General features: G+C 69.7%; 19 protein-coding genes. 13 read left to right on the forward strand and 6 right to left on the reverse strand.

Going from position 1 to position 25,195, the window contains the following annotated elements:
• Positions 1-255 precede the first annotated feature (255 nt).
• The gene (locus VGT00_10555; GenBank protein ID HEV8531846.1) at positions 256-1,596 is read left to right on the forward strand and encodes a cytochrome P450; all 1,341 of its coding nucleotides are present in this window, start codon (positions 256-258) and stop codon (positions 1,594-1,596) included.
• A gap of 230 nt (positions 1,597-1,826) precedes the next feature.
• On the opposite strand, the gene VGT00_10560 is transcribed toward VGT00_10555, so the two are convergent.
• Entirely contained in the window at positions 1,827-2,486 is a 660-nt protein-coding gene (locus VGT00_10560) for a peroxiredoxin-like family protein (protein HEV8531847.1), read from the reverse strand.
• 343 nt (positions 2,487-2,829) lie between these two features.
• Between VGT00_10560 and VGT00_10565 the strand changes: the two genes are divergently transcribed.
• Together VGT00_10565 and VGT00_10570 are read left to right on the forward strand one after the other, a co-directional pair.
• On the forward strand, positions 2,830-5,205 hold the full coding sequence (locus VGT00_10565) for a molybdopterin-dependent oxidoreductase (GenBank protein HEV8531848.1): 2,376 nt from the start codon (positions 2,830-2,832) through the stop codon (positions 5,203-5,205).
• A 140-nt stretch (positions 5,206-5,345) separates the two neighbouring features.
• Positions 5,346-6,506 carry a phage tail sheath subtilisin-like domain-containing protein gene (locus VGT00_10570; protein ID HEV8531849.1) on the forward strand — a complete coding sequence of 387 codons (1,161 nt, stop codon included), beginning with the start codon at positions 5,346-5,348 and terminating at the stop codon, positions 6,504-6,506.
• Between the two features lie 36 nt (positions 6,507-6,542).
• Here VGT00_10570 and VGT00_10575 read toward each other — a convergent pair whose 3' ends face one another.
• Complete coding sequence (locus VGT00_10575; protein ID HEV8531850.1) at positions 6,543-7,625, reverse strand: linear amide C-N hydrolase; 1,083 nt, start codon at positions 7,623-7,625, stop codon at positions 6,543-6,545.
• 226 nt (positions 7,626-7,851) lie between these two features.
• Between VGT00_10575 and VGT00_10580 the strand changes: the two genes are divergently transcribed.
• Genes VGT00_10580 through VGT00_10590 form a run of 3 tightly spaced genes read left to right on the forward strand, consistent with a single transcriptional unit; the run spans position 7,852 to position 10,770 of the window.
• Positions 7,852-8,514 carry a hypothetical protein gene (locus tag VGT00_10580; protein ID HEV8531851.1) on the forward strand — a complete coding sequence of 221 codons (663 nt, stop codon included), beginning with the start codon at positions 7,852-7,854 and terminating at the stop codon, positions 8,512-8,514.
• Positions 8,511-10,013, forward strand: a complete 1,503-nt coding sequence (locus tag VGT00_10585) for a YncE family protein (GenBank protein ID HEV8531852.1) — start codon at positions 8,511-8,513, stop codon at positions 10,011-10,013. The genes VGT00_10580 and VGT00_10585 overlap by 4 nt, the downstream gene beginning before the upstream one ends.
• Positions 9,991-10,770 (forward strand): DUF2459 domain-containing protein, encoded by a 780-nt coding sequence (locus tag VGT00_10590; GenBank protein ID HEV8531853.1) that lies wholly within the window; start codon positions 9,991-9,993, stop codon positions 10,768-10,770. The genes VGT00_10585 and VGT00_10590 overlap by 23 nt, the downstream gene beginning before the upstream one ends.
• On the opposite strand, the gene VGT00_10595 is transcribed toward VGT00_10590, so the two are convergent.
• Together VGT00_10595 and VGT00_10600 are read right to left on the reverse strand one after the other, a co-directional pair.
• Complete coding sequence (locus VGT00_10595; protein HEV8531854.1) at positions 10,760-11,467, reverse strand: sulfite exporter TauE/SafE family protein; 708 nt, start codon at positions 11,465-11,467, stop codon at positions 10,760-10,762. The genes VGT00_10590 and VGT00_10595 overlap by 11 nt on opposite strands.
• Positions 11,468-11,544: 77 nt before the next feature.
• Positions 11,545-12,183 (reverse strand): hypothetical protein, encoded by a 639-nt coding sequence (locus tag VGT00_10600; GenBank protein ID HEV8531855.1) that lies wholly within the window; start codon positions 12,181-12,183, stop codon positions 11,545-11,547.
• A gap of 226 nt (positions 12,184-12,409) precedes the next feature.
• Here VGT00_10600 and VGT00_10605 point away from each other — a divergent pair, with 226 nt between their 5' ends.
• Entirely contained in the window at positions 12,410-13,222 is an 813-nt protein-coding gene (locus VGT00_10605; GenBank protein HEV8531856.1) for a phosphate/phosphite/phosphonate ABC transporter substrate-binding protein, read from the forward strand.
• Positions 13,219-15,606 carry an ATP-binding protein gene (locus VGT00_10610; protein HEV8531857.1) on the forward strand — a complete coding sequence of 796 codons (2,388 nt, stop codon included), beginning with the start codon at positions 13,219-13,221 and terminating at the stop codon, positions 15,604-15,606. The genes VGT00_10605 and VGT00_10610 overlap by 4 nt, the downstream gene beginning before the upstream one ends.
• A 49-nt stretch (positions 15,607-15,655) precedes the next feature.
• Here VGT00_10610 and VGT00_10615 read toward each other — a convergent pair whose 3' ends face one another.
• Together VGT00_10615 and VGT00_10620 are read right to left on the reverse strand one after the other, a co-directional pair.
• Entirely contained in the window at positions 15,656-16,531 is an 876-nt protein-coding gene (locus tag VGT00_10615) for an EamA family transporter (GenBank protein ID HEV8531858.1), read from the reverse strand.
• Positions 16,532-16,637: 106 nt separating this feature from the next.
• A complete protein-coding gene (locus VGT00_10620) occupies positions 16,638-17,885 on the reverse strand; it encodes an MFS transporter (protein ID HEV8531859.1) in 1,248 nt (415 codons plus the stop codon).
• Positions 17,886-18,051: 166 nt separating this feature from the next.
• Between VGT00_10620 and VGT00_10625 the strand changes: the two genes are divergently transcribed.
• The 5 genes from VGT00_10625 (at position 18,052) to VGT00_10645 (ending at position 24,979) form a co-directional block, all read left to right on the forward strand.
• The gene (locus tag VGT00_10625; protein HEV8531860.1) at positions 18,052-21,558 is read left to right on the forward strand and encodes an adenylate/guanylate cyclase domain-containing protein; all 3,507 of its coding nucleotides are present in this window, start codon (positions 18,052-18,054) and stop codon (positions 21,556-21,558) included.
• A gap of 76 nt (positions 21,559-21,634) precedes the next feature.
• Positions 21,635-22,870, forward strand: a complete 1,236-nt coding sequence (locus VGT00_10630; protein ID HEV8531861.1) for an LL-diaminopimelate aminotransferase — start codon at positions 21,635-21,637, stop codon at positions 22,868-22,870.
• Between the two features lie 77 nt (positions 22,871-22,947).
• Positions 22,948-23,700 (forward strand): class I SAM-dependent methyltransferase, encoded by a 753-nt coding sequence (locus VGT00_10635; GenBank protein ID HEV8531862.1) that lies wholly within the window; start codon positions 22,948-22,950, stop codon positions 23,698-23,700.
• Positions 23,697-24,449, forward strand: a complete 753-nt coding sequence (locus VGT00_10640) for an SGNH/GDSL hydrolase family protein (GenBank protein HEV8531863.1) — start codon at positions 23,697-23,699, stop codon at positions 24,447-24,449. Before VGT00_10635 ends, VGT00_10640 begins: the two co-directional genes overlap by 4 nt.
• Before the next feature lie 401 nt (positions 24,450-24,850).
• Complete coding sequence (locus VGT00_10645) at positions 24,851-24,979, forward strand: hypothetical protein (GenBank protein HEV8531864.1); 129 nt, start codon at positions 24,851-24,853, stop codon at positions 24,977-24,979.
• Positions 24,980-25,195 lie beyond the last annotated feature (216 nt).

The raw sequence follows: 25,195 nt of genomic DNA on the forward strand, positions 1-25,195 counted from the left end.
GGACAAGATGCCCGGGCAAGAAAAGGCTGGCTATGCTGTAGCCCGAGCATGCGCCGATGGGCTTGAACTTCTCATGAAAAAATAAGATTGGTACGCGCTCTTGAGCTTTGCCGGGCGCTGTCGACATAGGCGGCGTCAAACGGGCACTATGCAGTTCTGAACCTTCTGTAGATGACTGACCTACACTCCTGCCCGACGCTCGTAGCGCTTCGGGCAACCCGGGACTAGAATCAGCGCTGGTCGGGAAACCGCCGAATGAGCATCAGGACGCTGCCGCGGGGTCCGAAGGGACACCTCCTCCTCGGAAGCCTCGGTGACTTTCAACGTGATCAGCTTGCCTTCTACGCTTCCTGTGCGCACGACTACGGCGACGTCGTGCCGATACGTTTCGGGCCCCGCCGCGCGCTTCTGCTCTACCATCCGGAGGCCATCGAGGAAGTGCTGGTGACGAGAAGCCGGGACTTCGTGAAGAGTCCCGGCGCCCGCCTGCTTCGACCCCTGCTCGGCGAGGGCCTCCTGCTCTCCGAGGGCAGTACCTGGCTTCGCCAGCGCCGGCTCGTTCAGCCCGCGTTCCACCGCCAGCGCCTCGCCGGCTACGGCGAGATCATGACGACCTACACCGAGCGCCGCCTGGCCGACTGGAAAGACAGCCAGGTCGTCGACATTCACGCCGAGATGATGGCGCTGACCCTGGAGATCGTCGCCAAGACTCTCTTCGATGCCGACGTCTCCGACCAGACCGGCGCCGTTGGCCACGCGGCGAACGCGCTCGCGGAGCATTTCGGCGCCCGCCTGCGGAGCTTCCGGCTGCTTCCGGACTGGGTGCCCACGCCGGCCAATCTGAGATCAGCCCGGGCGATCCGGCGCCTCGATCAGGTCATCTACGCCATGATCGCCGCGCGTCGATCGAGCGGGGAGGACCGCGGCGACCTGCTCTCCATCCTCCTGCACACTCAGGATGCCGACGACGGCACGGGGATGACCGACCGGCAGGTCCGCGACGAGGCCATGACCCTCTTTATGGCGGGGCACGAGACCACCGCGGTCGCTCTATCGTGGACCTGGTACCTCCTCGCCCAGCACCCGCAGGTCGAGGCGCGGCTCACCGAGGAGCTGCGCGCTGTCCTGGGCGGTCGTGCCCCGGCCCTGGCCGACGTGCCGAGACTCACGTACACGGAGAGGGTCGTGACCGAGTCCATGCGGCTCTACCCGCCGGCGTACGTGATGGGACGACAGGCGGCAAGGCCCACCCAGGTGGCCGGCTATCCCGTCGCGCGGAACGTCATCGTCGTCATGCCCACGTGGATCGTGCATCGCGACGCCCGCTGGTTCGACGAGCCCGAGACATTCCGCCCCGAGCGCTGGGCCGACGAGCGGGCCCGCTCGCTCCCGCGCTACGCCTATTTCCCGTTCGGCGGCGGGCCGCGCCAGTGCATCGGCAACGCGTTCGCCACGATGGAAGCCGTCCTCATCCTCGCCACGATCGCCCAGCGCTACCGCCTCGCCCTCGTCCCCGGCCAGTATGTCACCCCCACACCATACGTCACGCTTCGCCCGGAGCCGGGTATTCGCATGGTGGTCACCCGCCCACTGTGAGCTTCCGCCGGACGCGCGAGAGAGCATCCGCGCCGAGGTGCGCCGGCGCCCGGGAGGGTTCGCCGTGAGAGAACGGTTCGTCATGGAGGTCGACATGCTCTTGGCCAGCGGGCGCCGCTGAAGCCGGGCGCGACGCCGCGGTCAACGGCTGCGACCTCTTCACGTTCGAGCACGACAAGATCGTGCTGAAGAGCTCCTACTTCAAGACGCGCACTGCGTGAGCGCGGCGCTCAGCGGCGCGGCAGGGCGCGCGCAACGGTGAGGATCTCCTCCTCGGAGGGGAATTTCCCGACCCCGGCCAGGCCCTCGGTCGCGCATTCGATGTTGGCCCACCGGACGATGCCGTCCCGATCGACCAGGAACTGGCCCTTGAGCTGGGGCCACTGTCGCTGGAGGTCTGCCTGGTCGGTCTCGTTGTTCGTGTAGCCGTCGAATTTCCCGACGGCCGCGGCGGCCTCCGCGATTGGCAGAGGCTCGGGGAACTCGCCGGTGGGATTGATCCGTACCGACGCCATCTCCTTCATCATCTCCGGGGTCGGGGCCGGCTTGGGCAGGCCGTACGCGCGGTGCGTGGCCAGCTCCGGGTCGGCGGCCAGGCGCAGACGGGTCGGGCGGAACTTGAAGTAGAGCCGGGCGTTCTCCGGCGGGGTGGCCACGATCCCGAGCGACTCCACCCCGAGCGCCTTGAGCTTGCCCTCGGTCGCCCCCATCTGCGCGATCTGCCGCCGGCAGAAGGGGCACCACAGCCCGATGAGCAGAGCGAGGAACACGGGGCTCCGGCCCCGATAGTCCGCCAGCGACACGGTCTCTTTTCTGTCCACGGCGGGGAGAGTAAAGTCGGGCGCCGGCTCGCCCGGCGAAACTGGCGGGCGCGATTCAGCAATCGTCATGTGGGACTCCTTCGTGTACGTCTCAGCAGAGAAATGGTAGTACCATGAGCGGGTCCGGCTCGAGCCCGACTCGCTCGCAGACCTCCTGCGCCTTCGCCAGGTAGCGCTCGGCCACTCCTGCCAACCATAGCACTTCGGAGGTCTCTCAAGACTGCCCGCAGCGCGGGGCGGCCTCTGGATGCTCCTCCATCGGCCCGGCCGTGAGGAGAAAGGGACGTTATGTTGCCTCCTACGCTCTTCGCCACTCGTCGACGTCCTGATCGTGTATCTTCTGGGGGCGAGGAGCGCAGCTCCATGGATGGATCCCTCACGAGACGGGAATGAATATGGGCGCGGTGACCCAATGACCACCGAGCGCATCCCGGGATTCTGCGCGCTCTGCCGCTCCCGCTGCGGCTGCGTCTCGGTGGTGGAGAACGGCCGACTGGTAGCCGTCGAGCCCGATCCCTCGCACCCGACCGGCGAGAGCCTCTGCGTGAAGGGCCGCGCGGCGCCTGAACTGGTCTACGCCCCCGACCGGCTGCTCTACCCCATGCGGCGCACGCGGCCGAAGTCCGACCCCGACGCCGGCTGGACGCGGATCGGCTGGGACGAGGCGCTCTCCTTCACCGCGGAGCGCATGCGCGCGATCGCCGAACGGTATGGGCCCGAGGCGGTCGCGTTCTCCGTGACGACGCCGTCCGGCACCGCGGTGTCCGACGGGTTCCTCTGGATCCATCGTCTGATCCGCACCTTCGGCAGCCCGAACATGGTCTGGGCTGAGGAGCTGTGCGCCTGGCACCGCGACTACGCGACCGCGTTCACCTTCGGCGTCGACATCGGCACCCCCGACTTCGATCGCGCTGGCTGCCTGCTCCTGTGGGGCCACAACCCCTCGACCGCCTATCTGGCCCAGGCCACCGCGGTAGCGGAGGCGACGGCGCGCGGCGCCGCGCTCGTCGTGGTGGATCCGCGGCGCGCGGGGCCCGCGGCCAAGGCCGATCAGTGGCTGCGCGTCCGGCCGGGCACCGATGGCGCGCTCGCGCTCGGACTGGCGGGCGTCATGCTCGCCGAGGGCTGGTACGATCGCGAGTTCATTCGTGACTGGACCAACGGCCCGTTGCTCGTGCGCCAGGACACGGGCCGGCTGCTCATCGCGGGCGATCTCTCCGCCGGCGGCCATCCCGCGCACCACGTGGCGTGGGATCGAGCGGCCGGGCGGCCGGTCCCATATGATCCGGCCGCCGGCCGGTTCACGGAGCGCGTCGGGGACCCGTTGCTCTCCGGCACGGTGACCTGCCCCACCCGGTCGGGCCCCGTCTCTTGCGCGCCGGCGTTCGAGGCCTACGCCGCGCTCTGCCGGCAGTATCCACCCGAGCGCGTCACCCACATCACCGGCGTGCCCGCCGGCCAGATTGTCGAGACGGCACGGATCCTCTGGGAGCGACGCCCGGTGTCGTACTTTCACTGGACCGGGCTCGAGCAGCATACCAACGCGACCCAGACGGTCCGGGCGCTCTCGCTGCTCTACGCCCTCACCGGCTGCTTCGACGCGCCGGGCGGCAACGTGAGACCGAGCCGCCCGCCCGTCAACGACCTCGCCCCGCTGTCGCTGCTGCCGGAGGCCCAGCGCGCGAAGGCCATCGGGCTCGCCGAGCGGCCGCTGGGCCCGGCGCGCCAGGGCTGGGCCACCGCGGCCGACGTGTACCGCGCCATGCTCCACGGCACGCCCTACCCGGTCCGCGGCATGGTCGGCTTCGGGTCGAACTTGCTCCTCTCGGCGCCGGGAGCCGCGACGGCACGCGCCGCGCTCGCGAGCCTCGACTTCCTCGTCTACGCGGATCTCTTCCTGACCCCCACCGCCGCGCTGGCCGACGTGGTACTGCCGGTATCCTCGGCCTGGGAGCGCGAGGGCCTGCGCGTGGGCTTCGGTCCCACGCAGGACGGCGAGAACTTCGTCCAGCTTCGCCGGCCGGTCGTGGCGCCGCAGGGCGAGGCGCGCTCGGACACCTGGATCGTCTGCGAGCTGGCCAAGCGCCTGGGCCTGGACGCGCAGTTCTTCGGCGGCAACGAGGACGCAGGGCACCGCTTCGCGCTGGAGCCCACCGGCGTCACGCTGGAGCAGCTGCGTGCGAGCCCGGGCGGCGTGCGCGTGCCGATCGCGGCGCGGTACAAGCGCTATGCCGCCACCGGCGCCGATGGCCCCGCCGGGTTCGCCACGCCGAGCCGGCGGGTGGAGATCTTCTCCGCGCAGCTGCTCGAGCACGGACAGGCGCCGCTGCCCGACTACGTGGAGCCGGCGGCGAGCCCGGTGAGCCGGCCCGACCTGGCCGGTCGCTTTCCCCTGCGCCTCACCACCGCCAAGGTCGTGCAGTTCTGCCACAGCCAGCACCGGAGCCTGCCGCGCCTGCGCCGCCACAGCCCGGACCCGCTCGTCGAGATGCATCCCGAGGCCGCGCAGGCGCGCGGCATCGCCGGGGGCGACTGGGTGGTGGTCGAGACGCCGCAGGCCACCATGCGGGCGCGGGCGCGGCTCAACCCGAGCTTGGCTCCGGAGGTGGTCTGCTCCCAGTTCGGCTGGTGGCAGGCCTGCGAGCCGCTCGGACTGGGTGGCTACGACGCCGACGGCCCGGCCAGCTCCAACTACAACAACCTGATCGATCCCGATACCGCCGATCCGATCAGCGGGACGGTCGCTCTGCGCTCCTCCCTCTGCCAGATCCGCCGAGGAGATTCATGAGCCTCGAGGGCGCGCTCGTCAACCTCGGCCTCTGCTAAGGCCCCCCGAAGCTATCGGCCCACGCCGGCCGTGACTGAGAACGGACGCTATGTTGCCTACGCGCTCTCGCGCAGCGTCGCTACAGGCCTGAGGAGGCACCGATGCCGGAATATCTCGCGCCGGGCGTTTTCCTCGAGGAGATGTCGATCCAGCCGAAGCCGATCGAAGGGGTGCCGACCGGCACGACCGGAATCATCGGCCCTTGCTCCAAGGGCCCCATCAAGAGGGCGACCCTCGTCACCAGCCTCACAGCCTTCGAGCGGACGTATGGAAGCGGCCGCAGACTTCGGCTCGAGGGCGGCACCGTCAGCCCGAACTACACGTGGCATGCCGCGCGCGCCTTCTTCAAGGAAGGCGGACGTCGTCTCCACGTCGCGCGCGTTCCCCGCTGGCAGGCCCGCGACTGCGAGAACGCGTTGAAGTGCTTCGAAACCATCGGGGAGATCTCGATCGTCGCGGCACCCGGGTCGACCTTCTGGCATGAGGACGGCAGAACGGGAACGGCCATCGCCAAGGCGCTGATCGAGCACGCGGAGCGGATGCGGTACCGATTCGCCGTCCTGGACTCAGGCCCCGGGCCGTCGATCGACTACGTCCGGGCCATCCGCGCGACCTTCACCTCCGCGAAGGCCGCGCTGTATTACCCGTGGGTGCGCGTGAAGAACCCCAAGAGCAGCCGCGAACTGTCCCTGCCCCCGAGCGGCTTCGTCGCCGGCATCTACGCGCGGGGCGATCTCGCCCGCGGCGTGGGCAAGGCGCCCGCGAACGAGATGGTCAAGCTGGCCGTTGGACTCGACCACAACGTCACCAAGGCGGAGCAGGCGGTGCTCAACGGGGAGTCCATCAACTGCATCCGTGCCTTCGGGCCGCGCGACTTCCGGGTCTGGGCCGCGCGAACGTTGAGCGCAGACCCAGAATGGAAGTACGTCAACACCCGCCGCTACTTCATCTATCTGGAGGCGTCGATCGACAGGGGCACGCAATGGACCGTCTTCGAGCCGAACGCCGAGCCGCTCTGGGCCAAGATCAGGCGAACGGTGGAGAACTTTCTGACGAGCGAGTGGCGATCCGGCAGCTTGCCCGGCCGCAGGCCGGAAGAAGCCTTCTTCGTGCAGTGCGACCGCTCGACGATGACACCGGGCGACCTTGACCAGGGGCGGCTCATCTGCGTCGTCGGCGTCGCGGTGGTGCGGCCGGCGGAGTTCGTCATCTTCCGCATCGGGCAATGGACCGCTGATCGCCGGGAGCCGTGCCGACCCTAAGAGAGCTCCATCGTCTCCTCGCCTGCGCGGAGGCGTTCAGTTTGGCGCGGCGCACGACGACGTCGTCCCGGGATGCGCGGCCAGCGCGTCTCTCGCCGCGGCCGGGACCTCCCGCAGGAACGGCGTCTTCGTGAAGGCTGACTCGATGAGGGCGAGATTGGCGGCCAGGCGGTAGTCGACAAACTCGGCGCCCACGTCACCGGCGCCTCCGGCGGTCACGTCGAGCATCTTGACCGGTGTGCCGCAGGAGAAGTCGAAACCGGCCAAGGCGACACGCCGGATCGCCCGATTGCCCTCGGTTCTGAAATGGACCTCGCCGGCGCGGAGGTCGTAGACGATGCTCCAGCGCGTGAAGTTCGGTTGCGCGACCGAGGCAAGGATCTCGAAGCCACGGGCGATCGGGTCGGCGTTGCCGCCGCCCGCCAGCATGGCGGCGCGCACGAACCGATCGAGCGAAGATACGGAGGTGGGCACCTCGCCTTTGCTCTTGGCCCTTTCGAAGGCGGCGACCGAGTCGGCGTAGGTCGAGTTGGCCAGCGCCCTGACCGGCATGGCCGAGCCACGATGGACGACGAGCCTACCGTCGAGGAACTCGACCGACGCCGCATCACCGGTGGCATCCGCGACGAGATAGTGGAGCGGCGCCTGCCGGCTCGCCGGCCGCACGGTCTCGGCGTTGGCCAGGAGCTCCGCGACACTGGCGTGCCGGTCCAGGTTGTACTGGATCCACTCGAGCACACCGATCACCGGGCGAGGGTCAGCGGGAGGGTACCTGGTCTCGTCCAGCCACATCTGGGAGACCATCAGGCCTTTCTCGTTGATGCCGGTCATCGGGTTGTCGCGGCCGAACTGATTGAACGTAACGCTGCCGTACGTGGCGGCCCAGGTCGCCCCCTGAGTCCGGAGCGAGCTGATCTTGCTCGTACCGCGCTTGTTGACCAGGACCAGCCCTTCGGGCGGATGGAAGTCATAGTTGTACGCGACGACGACCCTCTCCTTGTCAAGGAGACAGACGGTGGTGCAGGACAGCGCAGGCGTGGCGACCAGCGCGGCGACGCCGAGCCCGGCGACTGTGAAGAGGTGACGCCTGGTCATGGTGCGGGGCTTGAGGTGAATCATCGTGAGATCCCCCGTGGGTGCCTTCGATTGGCGCTAAGGATCCGTCTACGCGATCACCTTGTCAACGAGAATGGGACGAACAACGCGTACATGCTGAGCGACACACAGGTCGGCAAGATCGTGCTCACGATGACCGACGGCGGGCGCTCGCGACGTCCACCCGGCCCTTGCGTTCGGACGGTCCGGGTGCTTTTCTGTGGGCCCCTCGATTGCCGAGTGGGTGCCCATGAGATCAGGCTCCACCATCATCACGTTCATCGCCCTCGTCACGTACGGCTGCTCGGCGTTCGGCGAAGCGGCTCGCGATCGCCTGGGCGCGAAGTTGGCGGGACGCAAGCCGAGCCTGCAGCTCCGCTGCGAGACGCCGAGCGCTGCCCCCGGCCCCCCGGAGGCGGTGGTGTCGCCGGCGCGGCTGATGGTTCGCGGTGGTTCCGATCCCGGTCGGCCGGCGGTCGTCGGAGAGTTGTTCACGTGGGGCACCCTGCCGGGGCGGGAGACGCCGATCGTCCTGGCCGGCTCGGCCAACGACGTGCTCGCCACCGACGTCAAACGGATTCTCTTGCGCAACGGCTTCACGCTGACGGAGGACGCGCAGGCCGCCTCCGCCGTCCTCGACACGGCCATCGCCGGGCTGGACGTCAAGGGTGTCCCAGGCCAATTGACCGATATGAAGGGAACGATCCGGGCGCGCGCGGCATTCCACGCGGCGCTCACTCGTGACGCCACCGTCGTCTGGAAGGACTACTTCGAGGGAGACGATGAGATGCGCGTCGCCTACTTCCTGACGAGCGACTCGGAGCGCACGCTCGGGCGCGCGTACTGCCGGGCCCTCGACTGGTTCGAGGAGGCCGTGCGCGCGCCGACCCTCCGTGGAGCGATGGCGCCGTGAGCGCGTTCGGCCGCCTCGTGGTCATGGTGGGCTGCGTGGCCCTGGCGGGCTGCGCGGTCCCTCTCCCCGCCGCCACTCCGCTCATCCCGGTGGTCGATCTCGATCAGCCCTTCGTGTTCGACGGCTTCTCCGTGCTGCCGCCCCGCGGCCCCAACTGGTTTGTCGCCCCGCCCGAGGCCGCCGAGGACAACCAGGTCCTCGTCCTCGGCAAGCTCGTCCGGGACACGCCGCCCAGTACGCCGGCCGAGTCGCGCACGGTGGTGGCCATCGCGATGCTGTGGGATCTGCGAGACACCGGTCCGCGCAGCGCGTCGGAGCTGCAGCGCTGGAGCGAGCAGTCCAGGGTCCTGCCCGGCCAGCGCCTCAGCGCGCGGCATCGTCTGCTCACCTCCTCGGCCGAGGTCGAGCCCGCGCTCGGCGCCACATGCGTCCGCTACGCGCTGTCGACGGAGGACGAGCAGGTGCCGCGCTTTCCCGGCTCCGTCTTCATCCTCAGCGCGCGCGGTGTGCGCTGCCTCCATCCGCGATGGCCACGTTACGCGGTGGACCTGAGCTACAGCGAGCGCTATCTCCGCGGGCTGCCACCGCTTGCCTTCGACGCCGAAGCGGAGTCGTTCTTCAGGAGCCTGCGCTTCACGGCCGAGCGCCCGATCGCGGCGTCGATCATCCCCATTGGGAACGAGCCGGCCGGCGTGGCCGCGGGTGCCGGCGCCGCCTGGGTGGCGCAGATGGGCGCCGACGCCGTCCGCCGCATCGACGTCGGGACGAACGAGCCGGCCGGCGAGCCGATCGCCGTCGGGCGTCAGCCCGCGGGCATGGCCTTCGGACACGGCGCCCTGTGGGTGACCAACCGCGGCTCCAACACCGTGTCGAGGATCGATCCCGTCACGAACAGGGTGATCGCCACCGTTGCCGTGGGCACCGAGCCGCGACAGGTGGCCGCGGGCGCCACGGGCGTGTGGGTGGCGAACTTCGAGGGCGAGACCGTGACGCGGATCGATCCCCGGTCGAACCAGGGGGTGGCGACGGTCCGCGTGGGCAAGTGGCCGGGCGGCCTCGCCGAAGGGCCCGGCGCCATCTGGGTCGCCGTCCGCCATGAACACTCCCTCGTCCGTATCGATCCCGTGACCCATCGGATCGCGGCGCGAATTCCGCTGGGTGTTCCGTTGCATGGGGTGGCCGTCGGAGAAGACGCGGTCTGGGTCGCGGGGGGCGAGGGCACCGCCGCCGTCGTAGCGCGCATCGATCCGCGGAGCAACACGGTGTCGGCGCGCATCCCCGTCGACGGCGTCCTCGGAGGGGTAGCAGTGAACCCCGCCGGTGTGTGGGTGAGCAACTTCTCGTCCGGCAGTGTGTGGAGAATCGATCCCCGCTCGAACACCGTGGCCGGCAAGCCGCTTCCCGTGGGCAAGGGACCGGTGTGGATCACCATCGGCGAAGGCGCCGTGTGGGTGGGCAACCGCCGGAGCGGCACGGTTGCGCGCATCGATCTGCCCTGACGGCAAGGCGGCGCTCAACCCGACGCGCGTCGTGAGGGGTCTGGCCGGCCTGCTCCTGATCGCTTTCGCCGCCGGGTGTGCGCCGCCGCCGCCCGTCGCGCCGCCGGAGACTCCCCGATCCGGAGCATTCGTCTACCTGGTCAACCACGGATGGCACGTCGGCATCGCCGTGGAGCGGCAGGAGGTCTCGCCGGCGATCTGGCCGGAGAGCGCGGAGTTCAGCGGCTTCCGGTACCTCGAGGTCGGATGGGGAGACGCCGACTACTACCCGGCCGCTCGAGGCACCATCGGGCTCGCCCTGAAGGCGGCGTTCAGCTCGAAGGGGAGCGTGCTCCACCTCGCTGCCTTCGACGCGCCGCCTGCTGAGTTCTTCGACCGATCGAAGATCATCGAGGTCCCGCTGTCGCGTCGGGGCCTCGAGGACCTGGGCCGCTTCATTCACGCAACCTACGCCCGGGACGCCTCCGGCCGCCCCGTCGTGGTGGCGCCCAGCCTCTACGGCCACGGCGCATTCTATCGGGCCACCGGCCAGTACCGGCTCCAGGACAACTCCAACAACTGGACGGCCCGGGCGCTCGCCGTCGCCGGTTGTCCGATCGATGCGGCGGAGACGATCACGGCGGGCAGCCTCATGGACGAGGCACGCAGGTTCGGACGCGTCGTCCGCGGCAGCGCGCCGCGGAGGGATGTCACCGCCGACAGCACTGAGCGACACGCCTGTCGCTGCCAGGCTCCATGCCGCGGACTCAGCCCTTGAAGAGCAGGCCGGCGCCACTGCCGATGAGCAATGCGCTGATGAGCCAGACGAAGGCGCGCTGCGAGAAGCGGGTTTGGATGCGGCCGCCCAGGAAGAGTCCGGCCGCCACGATCGGAAGGGCGCCGGCCATGGATACGAGCGTCTCCCAGCGGAACAGGCCCAGGATGGCGTAGGCGATGAGCCGGATGCCGCCGTCGATCAGGAAGTTCGACGCGAAGGTCGCGCGGAAGGGGGCCTTCTCGAGATTACGTAGGTTCAGGTAGATGACATAGAAGGGGCCCCCGCTCCCGAACAGCGTCCCGACGAGGCCGCCCAGTAGCCCGCACCCGGTCGCGAAGAGACGCGAGCCGCGCAGCGCGGGGAGCGGGAGCACCTGGTACATCGCATAGAAGATAACGAACGCCCCGAGCGCCCGGGCCAGCGCCGCCGTCGAGACGGCGCGGAGCAGGTACAGCCCGAGCCCCACGCCCACGAGCATGAACGGGACGAGGGCGAGCTGCTCCTTCCACGCGATCTGGCGCAGGTTCTTGATCCCCTGGCTGGCTGAGCCGAGATAGTCCAGCGAGACGACCAGCGGCACGACGGAGGTGACGGGCGAGACGAAGCTCAGGAGTGGAACCGCGATGAGGCCTGAGCCGAATCCCGCCATGCCCCGGACGAAGTAGGCCAGGAACAGGACCAGCCCGGAGTAGACCACGGTGTCCAAGGTCTCCCGTATAGCACGAGACCGGGCCGAACGTCGGGGTCAGGCCGGGCGATGGCGCCCGGTTGCGGTCAGGGCTGCTGGGCGGTTCGTGACGGACCGGGGGACAACGTCACGCTGGACTCGCCCAGCCGGCAAGCGGCGCGCTCGCAGGCCTGACGCGTGAGGATCCGAGCCGGCTGGCGCTCCGCGATGCGGCCACCGGACGGCGCGATGCACCGGGCCAGCCCCTGGAGCGCCGCCTGAATTTGCCGGCTCTCCTGAACCTCGTCATCATCGGTGGAGGGAGTGAACACGGCGGCGTCCAGCACGTCGTGGCGGGGCGCGCCGAACACCGGAGGCACGAGGCGGAGGACGAGGAGCCCGAAGGACTCGGCCGGCGCCGCCACGCCCGCGAACCTGCATGAGGAGGACCCATCGCACTGCGTGTGGATGCGCCGATCAGCGCCGGGGCACACCGCATGACCCTGCGCATTCACAGCCCAGACCAGGACACCGGTCTTGTGATGACACTGAATCCGGCCGGAAGCGTCGACGAGACAGATCATGAGCGCCGGACGCTCGGTGGAATCGACCCGGTTCATCGCGACCGAGATGTCCATGAGCTCGGACCACGATCCTGGGGTCGCGCCCAAGGAAACCTCGAACGCCGCATGCACGGTCACGGTCATCAGCACCAACAGCCCTCCGAGCGTCCAGATCTTGCCCATGGCTGTCCAAGGACAGGGCAAGAGACAGGCCAAGATCCAGGGCGCGAAAACCCTGATCTTTTCCGGGCCGATTGGCGCGGCTTATGACGAATTCCGTCCCCCTGGTGACACCCCTTGGCCGAGGGTGGGACCCTTCTCGAACACACGATATTTTGCGCATTGATTTTCAATCACTTACAGAATCGCCACTTGGCACGCCACTGGAATGGATGTAACCCCCAAAATCATGAGACACCCGGCGAAACTCCTCGTCGTCCTGGCGGTGCTGCTGCAGCCGTGGACCGCCGCCGCTCAGCAGGCGCCGTTGGCGTTCGGCGTGCTGAATCAGCAGAGCCCGGCTCTCACTGCGGAGCGGTGGAACCCTATCCTCCACTACGCGGGCATGGTGAGCGGCGTGCCGCTCCAGCTCAGGATGGGCCGCACAGTGCAGGAAACCAACGCGATGATGGCCCGCGGCGACTTCGACTTCGTGTTCACCAATCACAATTTTCAATCGGAGTTCGACATCCTCGGCTTCAAGGTGATCGCCCGCTGGGCGGGAGAGCCGATCCGGGCGGTCATCGCGGTGCCCGCGGACAGCCCGATCCACCACCTGCACCAGCTGGAAGGCAAGCGCGTATCCTTCCCCTCCACCGATGCCTTCGTGGCCTACGCCGTCCCGCTCGTGGCCCTGAAGCGGGCGGGGGTCCGCGTCGAGCAGGTGTTCGGCGGCAACCAGGAAGGCACCCTGGCCCAAGTCAAGGCCAGACGCGTCGAGGCGGGTGCGGCCAACTCCCGCTTTCTCAGCCAGTACGCGGAGCGCGAGCACGTGCAGTTCCGCGAGATCTACGTGTCCGAGGGCTTCCCCGACTTGGCGGTGATCGCGCATCCCCGGGTGCCCGCCGCCACCGTCGAGCGCGTGCGCCGCGCCCTGCTCGGAATGAGCAGCGATCCCAGCGCGGCTTCCGTCCTGACCCTCGCCAAGTCCAAGGGGTTCGAGGCGGCCGGCGACCGCGACTACGACGGCGTCCGGCGCGTCTACCGACTCGTCGGCCAGTGAAATCCAGCCTCCGTACGCTTCTGCTGGGCTTCTCGAGCGTCGCGATCGTCGCCGTCACGCTGAGCGGCCTCGCCCTCAACCTGCACGATCGCAGCACCGCGGCCCGGACGAGGCTGAGCGAGCAGACGGAGCGGCTCGGAACGGCGGCGGCTCCCCTGCTTCTCGACTCGCTGGTGGTCGGCGATCTGGCGCGGGCCGAGCAGACGCTGCGGAGCCTGAACGCGGAATCGGTGTGGAGCCGCGTGGCCCTCTACGAGAGCGACGGCCGCCGGCTTATCTTCGACGCCTCTCCCGACAATCTGAAGCGATCCGGGGCCCCTCGCTGGGTCAAGCACCTGGTTCCGGTGACGCTCGAGGAGCATCGGGTCGCGATCGCGGCGCCGCCCGTGGTCTACGGCGTGCTCGCGGTGACTCCTTCGGTGCAGAGCCTGGAAAGCGACCTCTGGACCGAGATCCGCACCATGATCGCGGTGACCGGCGTGCTCCTGGTGACCCTGCTCGGCCTGATCCACGTGATCCTGCTCGTCGGCCTGCGGCCGGTGCGCGCCCTCGCTGAGAGCGCGGCCCGGCTCGGCAGCGGAGACCTCACCGCCCGGATGCCGGAGACCAGGCTCAGCGAGATGGCGCCCACCGTGCGCGCCTTCAACTCGATGGCGGCCAGCCTCGAGCAGGCGCTGCACGAGGCACGCACCCGTGAGGCCCGGCTGGAAAGCCTCGTCGAGATCAGCGGCGACCTGTCGCGGATGCAGGAGCTCGACTCCCTCCTCGGGCGCATCGCGGAGGCGTGCGGGCGTCTTGTCAACACCGACTGGGCGGGCTTCCGCCTCGTGGACGGCGAGGATCTGGTCATCGCCGGAACGGTGGGGCACAGCGACTACATGGTGACACCGCGTCTCAGGATCGGCAGTAGCCTGGCCGGGACCGTGGCCGCCTCCGGACGCCCGCTCTTGGTGCGGGATCCCGCCAACGATCCCCGCGTGCTCCCCGAGCACGCGAAGGAGATGCGCCGCTTCGGCGCCCGCGGGTTCCTGGGGGTACCCGCCAAGATCGGAGACCGGGTAGTCGGCGTCCTCAGCTTCCAGACCAAGCGGGAGGAGGGATTCTCACCGGAGGACATGGCCATCGCCACGGCCTTCGCCTCCCACGCGGCGATCACGGTCGAGAACCGCCGATTGCTGCTCGAGTCCCGCCGCGCCTACGACGAGCTGGCCGAGACCCAGGGCCAGCTCGAGCAGGCTCAGAAGATGGACGCCATCGGCCGGCTCGCGGGCGGCGTCGCTCACGACTTCAACAACCTCCTGACCGTCATCCTCGGGCGCGCCGAGATCCTGCTGCACCAGCTGAAGCCCGAGAATCCGATGCACCGCGGCATCGAGCTGATCCACCGCACCGCCGGCCGTGCCGCGGACCTGACGCGCCAGCTCCTTGCCTTCGGCCGCAAGCAGGTGCTCGAGCCAGTCGTCCTCGATCTGAGCGAGGTGACCACGGACCTGAAGGACATGCTGGGGCGGCTCATCGGTGAGGACATCGCGCTCCTGACCACGCCGACCCCGGGGCTCGGACGCGTGAAGGCCGACCGCGGCCAGATCGAGCAGGTGGTGATGAACCTGGCCGTCAACGCGCGCGACGCCATGCCCCAGGGCGGCCGCCTCATCCTCGAGACCGCGAACGTGGAGCTCGACGACGAGTACGTGCGCCGGCACGTCGGGGCGCGGCCCGGTCCTCATGTCATGCTCGCCGTCACCGATACCGGCAGCGGTATCCCGCGCGAGATCCAGGCGCACATTTTCGAACCGTTCTTCACCACCAAGGAGCAGGGAAAGGGTACCGGACTGGGCCTGGCCACCGTCTACGGCATCGTCAAGCAGAGCGGCGGGTACATCGAGGTGGACAGCGAGCCGGACCAGGGCACGACGTTCCGGATCTACCTGCCCCGGCTCGATGCCGCGGCTACCACGGTGGATCGAGGCGCGCGGCCGGCCGCGGCCGCGGGCGGCACCGAGATCATTCTGCTCGTGGAGGACGAGGAGGGCGTGCGCGAGCTGGCGCGCGACATCCTCCGGGCCAGCGGCTACACCGTGCTCGAGGCGCGCAACGGCCCCGAGGCTCTGTTGCTCTGCGAGCGGCACCAGGGCCCGATCGATCTCCTCCTCACGGACGTGGTCATGCCCCGGATGAGCGGCCGCGAGCTGGCCGAACGCCTGGGTCCGCTCCGGCCCGACCTCAGCGTGCTCTACATGTCGGGTTACACCGACGACGCGGTCATCCGCCACGGCGCGCTCGGCGCGGGCACCGCGTTCCTGCAGAAGCCCTTCACGCCCGCCGCCCTCGTCCAGCGCGTCCGCGAGACGCTCGACCTCGCGACCGCGGGCAACTCCGCGTAAGCGGTGCTCCCGGCGGTCTACCTGCTGATCGCGCCCCGCCGCGAGGCGGCTAGCGCCCCGACAGCGCCGTGATCAAGTAGACCCCGAGGACGATGAGCACTGTCCCCACGGCGACCCGGGCGGTGAGAATCTCCACCCCGCGGAGGAAGAACGGGGTGAAGAGGAGCACGAAGATCGGCGTCGACGACGCGAGCGGCATGACGACGCTGACCGCGCCGAAACCCAGAGCGACGATGGTCAGGAAGACCCCCGCGTTCTCCGTGATGCCGGCCGCGACGAAGTAAACGAGCGTCCGGCCGCGACACTTGCGGAGGCCATGGTGGCCGCTCGCCAGCATCAGCGTGCTGAACGCGATCATCGCCGTCGTCACGTTGATCGCAGTCCCGAGGACCGGGCCCATCTCGCCCAGGGCGACTTTCCGGATGATCGCGACGATCCCGAAGCAGGTGGCGGAGGTGAGGGGCAGCACGATCTGCCACGGGCGGAAGCCGAGACGCTGCCCGCTCGTCGAGAGCAGGACGGTCCCCACCACGATGACGACCGTGCCGGCGAGGATCGGCAGGGTCACGCGCTCCCCGAGCAGCAGGATGGCGAGCAACGACGCGATCAGCGGCGTCAGGTTCCCCACGGCGGCGGCGACGGCGGCGCCCACCTTCTCGATGGCGAGGAAGCGGGTGAGGCGACCCCCGACCGTTCCGATCAGCCCCGCGGAGGCGAACAGGAGCAGGCTGCGCAGAGACACTTTTCCGATCCCGCCCGTGCCGATCACGCAGATCCACAGGCCCACGGCGCCGACGATCATGTTGATCCAGACGCCGGTGTAAGGATCGCTGCGGCGGAGGCCCTGACGGACGAAGATCGTCGCCGCCGCGGAGAGCACGGCGGCGGCGAGGGCCAGCGCGGGAACGATCGCGGGGGCGGTCATCGACTCAGAGCCCGTGAACGAGTCGCGGTATCGAGGAGCGCCACGGCTCTGCCGGGGCGCTTCCGAGCGTCCGGGGCGTGGCGGGAGCCATGTCGGGGCCCCCCACTCAGAGGAGCGCGGGCACGGCGCGCAAGTGGCGCACCGGGGAGACGACGAGCCAGACCACGGCGAGCAGACACCCGAGCTCGGCGACCACGAGGGTGAGGGGCAGGCCGATCAGCGCGCCGACGGCGCCGCCGATCAGGGCGCCGATCGGCTGCGCCCCGCCCGCCATGAAGCGGATGGTGGCGTTGACGCGTCCCTGGAGCCGGTCGGGCATGATGGCCTGACGCACGCTCACCGCGTGTACCCAGTAGACGATGACCGCCATCCACTGGCCGAATTCCGACGCGACCAGCATCGGGATGGCGATACGCGGCACGAGCACCGCGAGGGGCACGAGCAGGCCGGTCAGGCCGAAGCAGAGCTGCGCGGCGATCATCGCGGGACCAGGACCCCAGCGACGCCCCAGCGGGCCCGCGACGATGGCGCCGGCCAGCGAGCCGATGCCGCCGGTGGCCAGGACCAGGCCGATGCCGACGGGGCCGAGCCCCAGGTCCCGCGCCATGTAGAGGACGTAGACGGCCAGGAACATGCGGCCGAAGAGCGTCATGGTGGCCGAGCACGCCACCAGCGCGCGCAGCAGCGGATGGGCAAGGACCACGCGCAGCCCCTCGAGGATCTCGGCCCACACGCCGGCACGGTCGACCGCGCGCGTCGGTGCCGGCTCGCTGGCGCGCGTCCACGTGATCAGCCATGCCGACGCGAGCAGGGACAGCGCGTCGAGCACGACGGCGAAGGCGGCGCCGAGGAGCCCTACCAGGGCGCCGCCGAGGCTCGGGCCGACCACCTGCGCGCCCGCCGCCGTGACCTCGAGCTTGCTGTTGCCGTCGACGAGCTGGTCGCGGCCAATCAGCGAGGGCAGGAAGGCAAGATGCGCGACGTCGAAGAGCAGGCCGAGGGCGCCGACGAGAAAGGCAACGGCGCAGAGCAGCTCGATGCCCAGCACGCCCAGCACGCTGGCGAGCGGAATCAGGAGCAGGAGGGCGGCCCGACTCACGTCAGTCGCGATCAACACGGGCCGCCGCCGCAGCCGGTCGACCCACACGCCCGCGAAGAGCCCGACGAGCAGGGCGGGCGCGCTGCCCGCCGCGGTGAGCACGCCCATCTCCCACGGCGAGGCAGCGAGCGTGAGGGCCCCGATCAGCGGGAGCACCAGGGCGGTAATCTGCGAGCCGACGTCGGAGATGGCGGAGGCGGTCCAGTACTTCAGGAACTCGCGATCGCGCCACAGGCCCGTGAAGCGCTCACGCATGCGCGGGCTCGTGGCGTTGCCTAGGGGGACGATACTCCGCGGCGGTGGGTTGCCGTACGACGGAGCCGCCGTGACTGAGTGACTTGATCGTTGCCTCCAGAACTGGCTAAATCTTGGCAGCAGTGGGGGACATCATACCCGGAGGGTCGGCTTTCATGATGCACGCATGAAGTGCGCCGGGTGCGGGCAGCAGAGTCCTGCGGGATCGCGGTTCTGCGCGGGCTGTGGCGCGCGCCTCGTTCCCGCGTGCCCGGCGTGCGGCGCGGAGCTTCCCCTCGACGCCCGCTTCTGTCCTCAGTGTGGGCAGGCCTCGCTCACGGGCGCGGCGGTCACCGCGGAATTCGCGAGCCCGGCGACGTACACCCCCAAGCATCTCGCCGAGCGCATCCTCACCTCGAAGGCCGCCCTCGAGGGCGAGCGCAAGCAGGTCACCGTCCTCTTCGTGGACGTCTCCGACTTCACCGCGCTCTCGGCGCGGCTCGACCCCGAGGACGTGCACGCGCTGATGACGCGCGCCTTCGAGCTCATGCTGGCCGAGGTCCATCGGTACGAAGGCACCGTGAACCAGTTCCTCGGTGACGGCATCATGGCGCTCTTCGGCGCGCCCATCGCTCACGAGGACCATGCGCAACGGGCCGTGCGGGCCGCCCTCGGCATCGCGCGCGCCCTCGAGGATTATCGACGCGACCTGGAGCGCGAGCGCGCCCTGAGCTTCAAGGTGCGCCAGGGCCTCAACAGCGGGCTGGTCGTCGTCGGGAGCATCGGCAACGACCTCCGGATGGACTATACGGCGGTCGGGGACACGACCAACGTCGCCGCGCGCTTGCAGCAGGGTGCCGAGCCCGGACACATCGTGATCGGCGAAACCACGTACCGTCTCGTCGCCGACTACTTCGACACCCGGTCGCTCGGTGAGCTGTCCGTGCGCGGCAAGGCGGAGCCCATCCGCGCGTGGATCGTCGAGGCCGCGCGCGAAGGCCGGACGAGGCTCGATGCCGGTGCCCAGCGCGGGCTCACGCCGCTCGTCGGACGCGGGCGAGAGCTCGAGGCGCTCGAGGCCGCCCTCGCCCGGACCCGCGCCGGGCACGGGCAGGTCGTGTTCGTCGTCGGGGAGCCGGGGATCGGCAAGTCGCGCCTGCTCTACGAGTTCCGCGGGCGCGCGAGCGAGGCCGACTGGCGCGAAGGGCATTGCCTCTCCTTCGGCCGCGCCACGGCCTTTCATCCGCTCGTCGACCTTCTCAAGCGATGGGTGGGCATCGACGAGCGTGATGCCGAGGATGTCGCGGTGACGAAGGTCGAGGGCGCCGTGGCGGCCATCGGCGACGACGTGCGCGCGGCGGCGCCCTACCTGCTCTATCTTCTCTCGCCCGGGGCGGCCGACGCCGCCATCACCGCGCTCGATCCGCGCGAGCGCCGCGGCGGCATCTTCGAGGCGCTCCGCAGAATGATCCTGCGCGCGGCCGAAGGGCGGCCGCAGATCGTGGTGATCGAGGACCTCCACTGGATCGATCGGGCGACCGAGGAGTTCCTGGCCGTGCTCGGCGACAGCGTGCCCGCGAGCCCGGTGCTCCTGATCTTCACCTACCGCCCCGGCTACGCGCAACCCTTCGGGGAGCGCACGTATCACACGCGGATCGTGCCGGCGCCGCTGTCGGAGCCCGAGAGCGCCCGCATGGCCGCGGCCATCCTCGCGAGCGACGCGTTACCCGACACGCTCCGGAGCGCCATCGCCGCCAAGGCCGAAGGCAATCCGTTCTATGTCGAGGAGGTCGTGCGCTCGCTGCGCGAGGCGGGGGCGATCCGCGTCGAGAACGGCCGCTTCGTGCTCACCGCGCGGCTCGACGACGTCGTCATCCCCGACACGATCCACGACGTGATCATGGCGCGCATCGACCGGCTGGAGGAGGCCCCGAAGCGGACGTTGCAGACCGCCTCCGTCATCGGGCGCGATTTCACGCAGCGCCTCGTCGAGCGCCTGAGCGAGGTCCGCGGCCGGAGCGACACGCTCCTGCGCGAGCTGCGGGCCGTGGAGCTGATCTACGAGACGGGCGTGTTCCCCGAGGTCGCCTACCGCTTCAAGCACGCCCTCACCCAGGACGTCGCCTATCGCTCGTTGCTCGTCCAGCGCCGTCGCGAGCTGCATGGTCTGATCGGCGCCGCCATCGAAGCGCTCTACGCCGACCGTCTCACCGAGCACTACGAGGTCCTCGCCCATCATTTCTCCCTCGCGGAAGACTGGCGGCGCGCCTTCGACTACCTGCTGAAGGCCGGAGAGAAGGCGGCGGCGGCCTTCGCGCTGCGTGACGCGCTGGCCTTGTACGACCAGGCGCTGGGCGTCGCCGATCGCCTCGGGGGCGCCCTGCCCGCCGCCGCCCGCATGGCCATCCACCAGGCGAAATCGTCCCACGCGTTTTTCCTCGGCGACTTCAACCAGGGCCGGGCCGAGGGGGAGCGATGGCTCGCCCTCGCCGAGGGCGCGGGCGATCGGGCGGCCGCGGCGTCGGCGCTGGCGTGGACGAGCTTCGCCACCATGTGGGCGCAGGACTTCGACGCGGCCAGCGACTATGCGCGCCGCGCCATCGAAGTCGGCGGCGCCGCCGACGTCCCCGCCGCGGTGGGTGGCGGCTACCTCACCATGGCCTACGTGAATGCCCTGAGCGGCCGGCACGACAAGGCGGGCTCGGAGTTCGACGAGGCGCTTCGCGTCAGCCGCATCGCGCGCGATCCGGCGCGCGAGATCCTCACCCTGCAGATGCATGGCGTCTTCCACGGCTGGCGCGGCGACTACGGGCGCGCGCACGCCGGCGCCGACGAGGCGGTCCGCCTCGCGCGCGACCATGGCTTGCTCGTCCTCTATCTGCGCAGCCTGTGGACGCGCGGACTGACGTCGACGTCGATCGGCGACTGGGACGGCGCCCTGGGTGACCTCGAGGAAGGCATCGCGGTGGCCGAACGGATCGGCGACCGCGGCTTCATGCCTCGGATGATGAACACCCTCGGCTGGCTGCACATCGAGTGCGACGACATCGAGCGCGGGATCGATGTGACAGGTCGGGCGGCCGCGTTCGCCCGCGACATCCGCCACGCCTTCGGCGTCGAGATGTACACCTTCTGCACCGTCAACCTCGGTGACGCCTTCCTGGCCAAGGGTGACCTCACGCTGGCCGGCGAGAAGTTCGACGAGGCGCGACGCATCGCCGAAGACCCCAAGACCCACGAGTGGATGAAGTGGCGCTATACGCTGCACCTCCACGCGAGCCTCGGCGAGTACTGGCTGGCCCGCGGCGACCATCGGCGGGCCGTCGAGTTCGCCGAGCGTTCGCTGGCGGGGTCGCGGCCGACCCGGTCGCTCAAGTACGTCGCGCGGGCCCTGCGGCTCCTCGGCGACGTCGCGCGCCGGGACCGGCGGTGGGACGACGCCGAGCGCGCGTTGCGGGAGTCGGTCGAAATCGCCCGCGCCATCGCGCATCCCAACCAGATCTGGAAGACGGAGCTGGCCCTGGCGCGACTCCATGCCGCCACGGGCCGGCGTGATGCGGCGGCCGAATCTCTCGCGGCGGCTCGCCGGACCATCGAGGGGCTCCGGGGCGGGGTGCGGGACGCGCGTCTGCTCTCTGGGCTCACCGACGGCCCGCTGATCCGCGGCGTCTTCGACGCCTCCCCCTTCGACTGAGGAGCGGCCTGCGAGACCTCACCGTCGGCGCCATCGCGTATACTCCGGACGCACTCCCGACGAAAGGAGCCCGTGCGTGGCCAGGATCAACGAGGCCTTCCTGAACCTCCAGGCGAGCTATCTCTTCGCTGAGGTCAAGCGGCGGAGCCAGGCCTATCGCGAGGCGCACCCCGATGCGCGGCTGATCGACCTGGGGATCGGCGACGTCACCCTGCCCCTTCCCCCGGCGGTGGTCCAGGCCCTGGAGGTGGCCGTCCACGAGCAGGCGAGCGCCAAGACGCTCAAGGGCTATGGCCCCTACGTGGGCTACGAGTTCCTCCGCGCCGCGATCGCCGCGCACGACTTCGGCGCACGTGACGTCAAGCTCGGGGCCGACGAGATCTTCGTGAGTGACGGCGGCAAGAGCGACGCCGCGAACATCCAGGAGCTGTTCGCGCAGGACTCCGTGGTGGCCCTGATGGACCCCGCCTACCCGGTGTACGCGGACGCCAACGTGATGGCCGGCCGATCGCGTCCGGCCGACAGCACGGGGCGCTATGCCGACTTCGTGTATCTGCCGTGCACCGCGGAGAACGACTTCCAGCCGGCGTTGCCCGATCGGCACGTCGACCTGATCTACCTCTGCTACCCGAACAATCCGACGGGCGCGGTGATGACGCGCGCGGCCCTCGGGCGCTGGGTCGACTATGCCCGCGCGCACGAGGCGGTGATCGTCTACGACGCCGCCTACGAGGCGTACATCCGGGACTCCGAGATCCCGCGCTCGATCTACGAGATCGAGGGGGCGCGCGAGGTGGCCATCGAATCCCGCAGCTTCTCGAAGAGCGCCGGATTCACCGGCTTGCGGATGGCCTACACGGTCGTGCCGCGCGAGGCGCAGGGGCGGACGGCCGAGGGCCGTGGCGTGAGCCTGAACCAGCTCTGGCTCCGCAGACAGTCGACGAAGTCGAACGGTCCGCCGTATGTCATTCAGCGCGCCGCCGCGGCCGTCTACACGCCGGAGGGCCAGGAACAGGTCCGAGCCCTGATCGACCACTACATGGAGAACGCCCGCATCATCCGCGCGGGCCTGGAAGCGGCTGGTCTCACCGTGTACGGCGGGCGCAATGCGCCGTACATCTGGATCCGCACGCCGGCCGGCGTGTCGTCGTGGGATTTTTTCGATCGCCTCCTCGCCGAAGCCCAGGTGATCGGCGTGCCCGGATCCGGCTTCGGCCCGAGCGGCGAGGGCTACTTCCGCGTCACGGCCTTCGGCTCCCGCGCGCAGAGTGCCGAGGCGGTCGAGCGCATCGCGGCCCGCCTGCGCGGATAGCTCCGGCGACATGCCCGATCCCGCCCTCGGCGCCTACCTCCGCGCCCGAAGGACTTCGAGATGAGAGCGAAACCAAGGTGACCGCCGACCCGCCGCCTCAGAACACCTACGACGATCCCGACTTCTTCGCGGGCTACTCGCGGCTGGAGCGGTTCGGCGCCGGCTGGACGAAGGCGTTCGAGCATCCGAGCTTCATGACCCTCCTCCCCGACGTCGCGGGACGCCACGTTCTCGACCTCGGGTGTGGGGCCGGCCAGCTCGCGCACCATCTCGCGGAGCGAGGCGCCTCGGAGGTGATCGGCGTCGACATCTCCGAGCGGATGCTCGGGTTGGCCAGGGCCGAGCGCAGCCATCCCCACCTGACTTACGTGCACGAGGCGATCGAGCAGGCCACCTTCGCGCCCGATCGCTTCGACCTCGTCGTGAGCTCCATGGCCATCCACTACGTCTCGGACTACCGTGGGCTCATCCAGCGCATCGCGCGCTGGCTCCGCCCCGGGGGCATCCTCGTCTACTCGACCGAGCACCCGGTCTATCTCACTCGTGCCTCCACCGAGGGCTGGGTGCGGGACGCGACGGGACAACCCTTGCACTGGGCGGTGGACGCCTACGCCGAGGAGGGTCTGCGCGAGGAGCACTGGTTCAAGGACGGCGTACAGAAGTACCACCGCACATTGGCCACCCTGCTCAACGTGCTGATCGACGCGGGGCTCTCGATCGAGCGGGTGGTGGAGCCCGTCCCCGATGAGGCGCAGCTGAACCGGCGGCCGGAGTGGGTCCATGAGCGGCGGCGGCCCTTCTGTCTGCTCGTTCGCGCCCGAAAGACGTGAAGCGCTGCCGGTGCCGGCTGATCGCTCTCACCGCGGCGGCCGTCGTCGCAGGGTGCGTGGCGAGCGCGCCACCCCGCGAGTTCGCTCCGGGCACCCTGCGCCTGCTTCCCGCCGAGCCGGCGGCATCGATCCTCTACGTGGCGCTGGGCGACAGCACGGTGGAGGGTGTCGGGGCCAGCGCTCCCCCTCGCCACTACGTGGGCCGGCTCCACGAGCGGCTCCTCGCCGTCTATCCCCAGGCGCGGCTGATCAACCTCGGGGTCGGGGGCGCCACGGCCGCCGGGGTACTGCGTCGCCAGCTCCCGCGGGCCCTGGAGCTCCAGCCCGATCTCGTCACGCTCTCCGTCGGCCCCAACGACATCACCCAAGGACGAGATCTCGAGAGCTACGCCCGCGACGTCGAGGCGATCCTCCGGACGCTGACCCACCGGACGACCGCCGTCGTGGTGGTCAATCTCATCCCCGATCTCACCGTCACGCCTCGCTTCAGGGGCAAGGAGATCGAGGCGCTGGTGCCCCAGCGCGTGGTCGCCTTCAACGAGATCCTGATTCGTCAGGCGCGCGCGAATGGAGCGGAAGTCGTGGACCTCTACGCCGCGAGCCAGCGGGAGGTGCCGGGCCGCCCCGAGCTCATCGGGGCCGACCGCTACCATCCCTCGGATGAGGGCTACGCGCGCTGGGCCGAACTGATGTGGGCCGGGATCGAGGCGCGGATCCTGCGCCCGCCGAGTGTCCCTACCCGCCCTTGAGGCGCGGATCGAGCCAGTCTCGCAGCGCGTCGCCCAGCATGTTCCAACTACTGCCTCGCGCGCCCGCGCACCCGACAGTCGCGAGATACCAGTCCGACCCCTGCCGCCCGCCCCCGGTCAGCTTTACCGAGTCGGATCGCCCAACTTTGCTCCACGCTGCCGGCTCGCCGGCACAACTACCGATGCAACCTGGATTTCCCAGAGGTGGCACGGAAGATGCCTCCGACCAGATGCAGAAGATCTGGCTCGATCCCGAGCCCATGAGGAGAAAGGGCCATGGAACATGACTTCGTCTATTGTCCGCGATGCCTACGCTATTCGGTCGTCCGCTGGCTACGGGGGCTCGGCCAGTGGGAGTGCGAGGACTGCACGTACAGGCTGCCCAGGGAGGAGATGATGGCATGGACGACTACTGCGACACTGCCATCGTAGCTCTCATGCTGGCCCTCGCGGTCTGCCTCACCGTGTTCTTTCTCAAGGTGGCGGAGCCGAGCGGGGGGCTCGTCGAACTGCTGTTTCCCCGGCTCTGAGCGGGCCGCCTAGACCAGCGGCCGGACCTAGAGAAGAAGAAGTGAGCCCTCACTGAATGATCTGATCCGCTCTCCGCAGCAGCGGCGGGGGGATCAGTGAGCCGAGCGACTTGGGCGGTCTGCGCGTTCGTGTGACGGCCCGGGAAACGCAACGTGTGCGCGCGAAGAAACGCTCTGCCGCTACCCACCGTCGCATTGCAAGACCTGGCCCCGTAA

This window comes from Candidatus Methylomirabilota bacterium (assembly GCA_036002485.1).
Lineage (GTDB): Bacteria > Methylomirabilota > Methylomirabilia > Rokubacteriales > CSP1-6 > AR37.

Coding starts and splice junctions, on each gene's coding strand:
- VGT00_10600 (HEV8531855.1), bottom strand. CDS start 12,183: ATGGGCAAGATCTGGACGCTCGGAGGGCTGTTGGTGCTGATGACCGTG.
- VGT00_10575 (HEV8531850.1), bottom strand. CDS start 7,625: ATGATTCACCTCAAGCCCCGCACCATGACCAGGCGTCACCTCTTCACA.
- VGT00_10555 (HEV8531846.1), top strand. CDS start 256: ATGAGCATCAGGACGCTGCCGCGGGGTCCGAAGGGACACCTCCTCCTC.
- VGT00_10605 (HEV8531856.1), top strand. CDS start 12,410: ATGAGACACCCGGCGAAACTCCTCGTCGTCCTGGCGGTGCTGCTGCAG.
- VGT00_10565 (HEV8531848.1), top strand. CDS start 2,830: ATGACCACCGAGCGCATCCCGGGATTCTGCGCGCTCTGCCGCTCCCGC.
- VGT00_10615 (HEV8531858.1), bottom strand. CDS start 16,531: ATGACCGCCCCCGCGATCGTTCCCGCGCTGGCCCTCGCCGCCGCCGTG.
- VGT00_10620 (HEV8531859.1), bottom strand. CDS start 17,885: ATGCGTGAGCGCTTCACGGGCCTGTGGCGCGATCGCGAGTTCCTGAAG.
- VGT00_10560 (HEV8531847.1), bottom strand. CDS start 2,486: ATGACGATTGCTGAATCGCGCCCGCCAGTTTCGCCGGGCGAGCCGGCG.
- VGT00_10570 (HEV8531849.1), top strand. CDS start 5,346: ATGCCGGAATATCTCGCGCCGGGCGTTTTCCTCGAGGAGATGTCGATC.
- VGT00_10580 (HEV8531851.1), top strand. CDS start 7,852: ATGAGATCAGGCTCCACCATCATCACGTTCATCGCCCTCGTCACGTAC.
- VGT00_10645 (HEV8531864.1), top strand. CDS start 24,851: ATGGACGACTACTGCGACACTGCCATCGTAGCTCTCATGCTGGCCCTC.
- VGT00_10625 (HEV8531860.1), top strand. CDS start 18,052: ATGAAGTGCGCCGGGTGCGGGCAGCAGAGTCCTGCGGGATCGCGGTTC.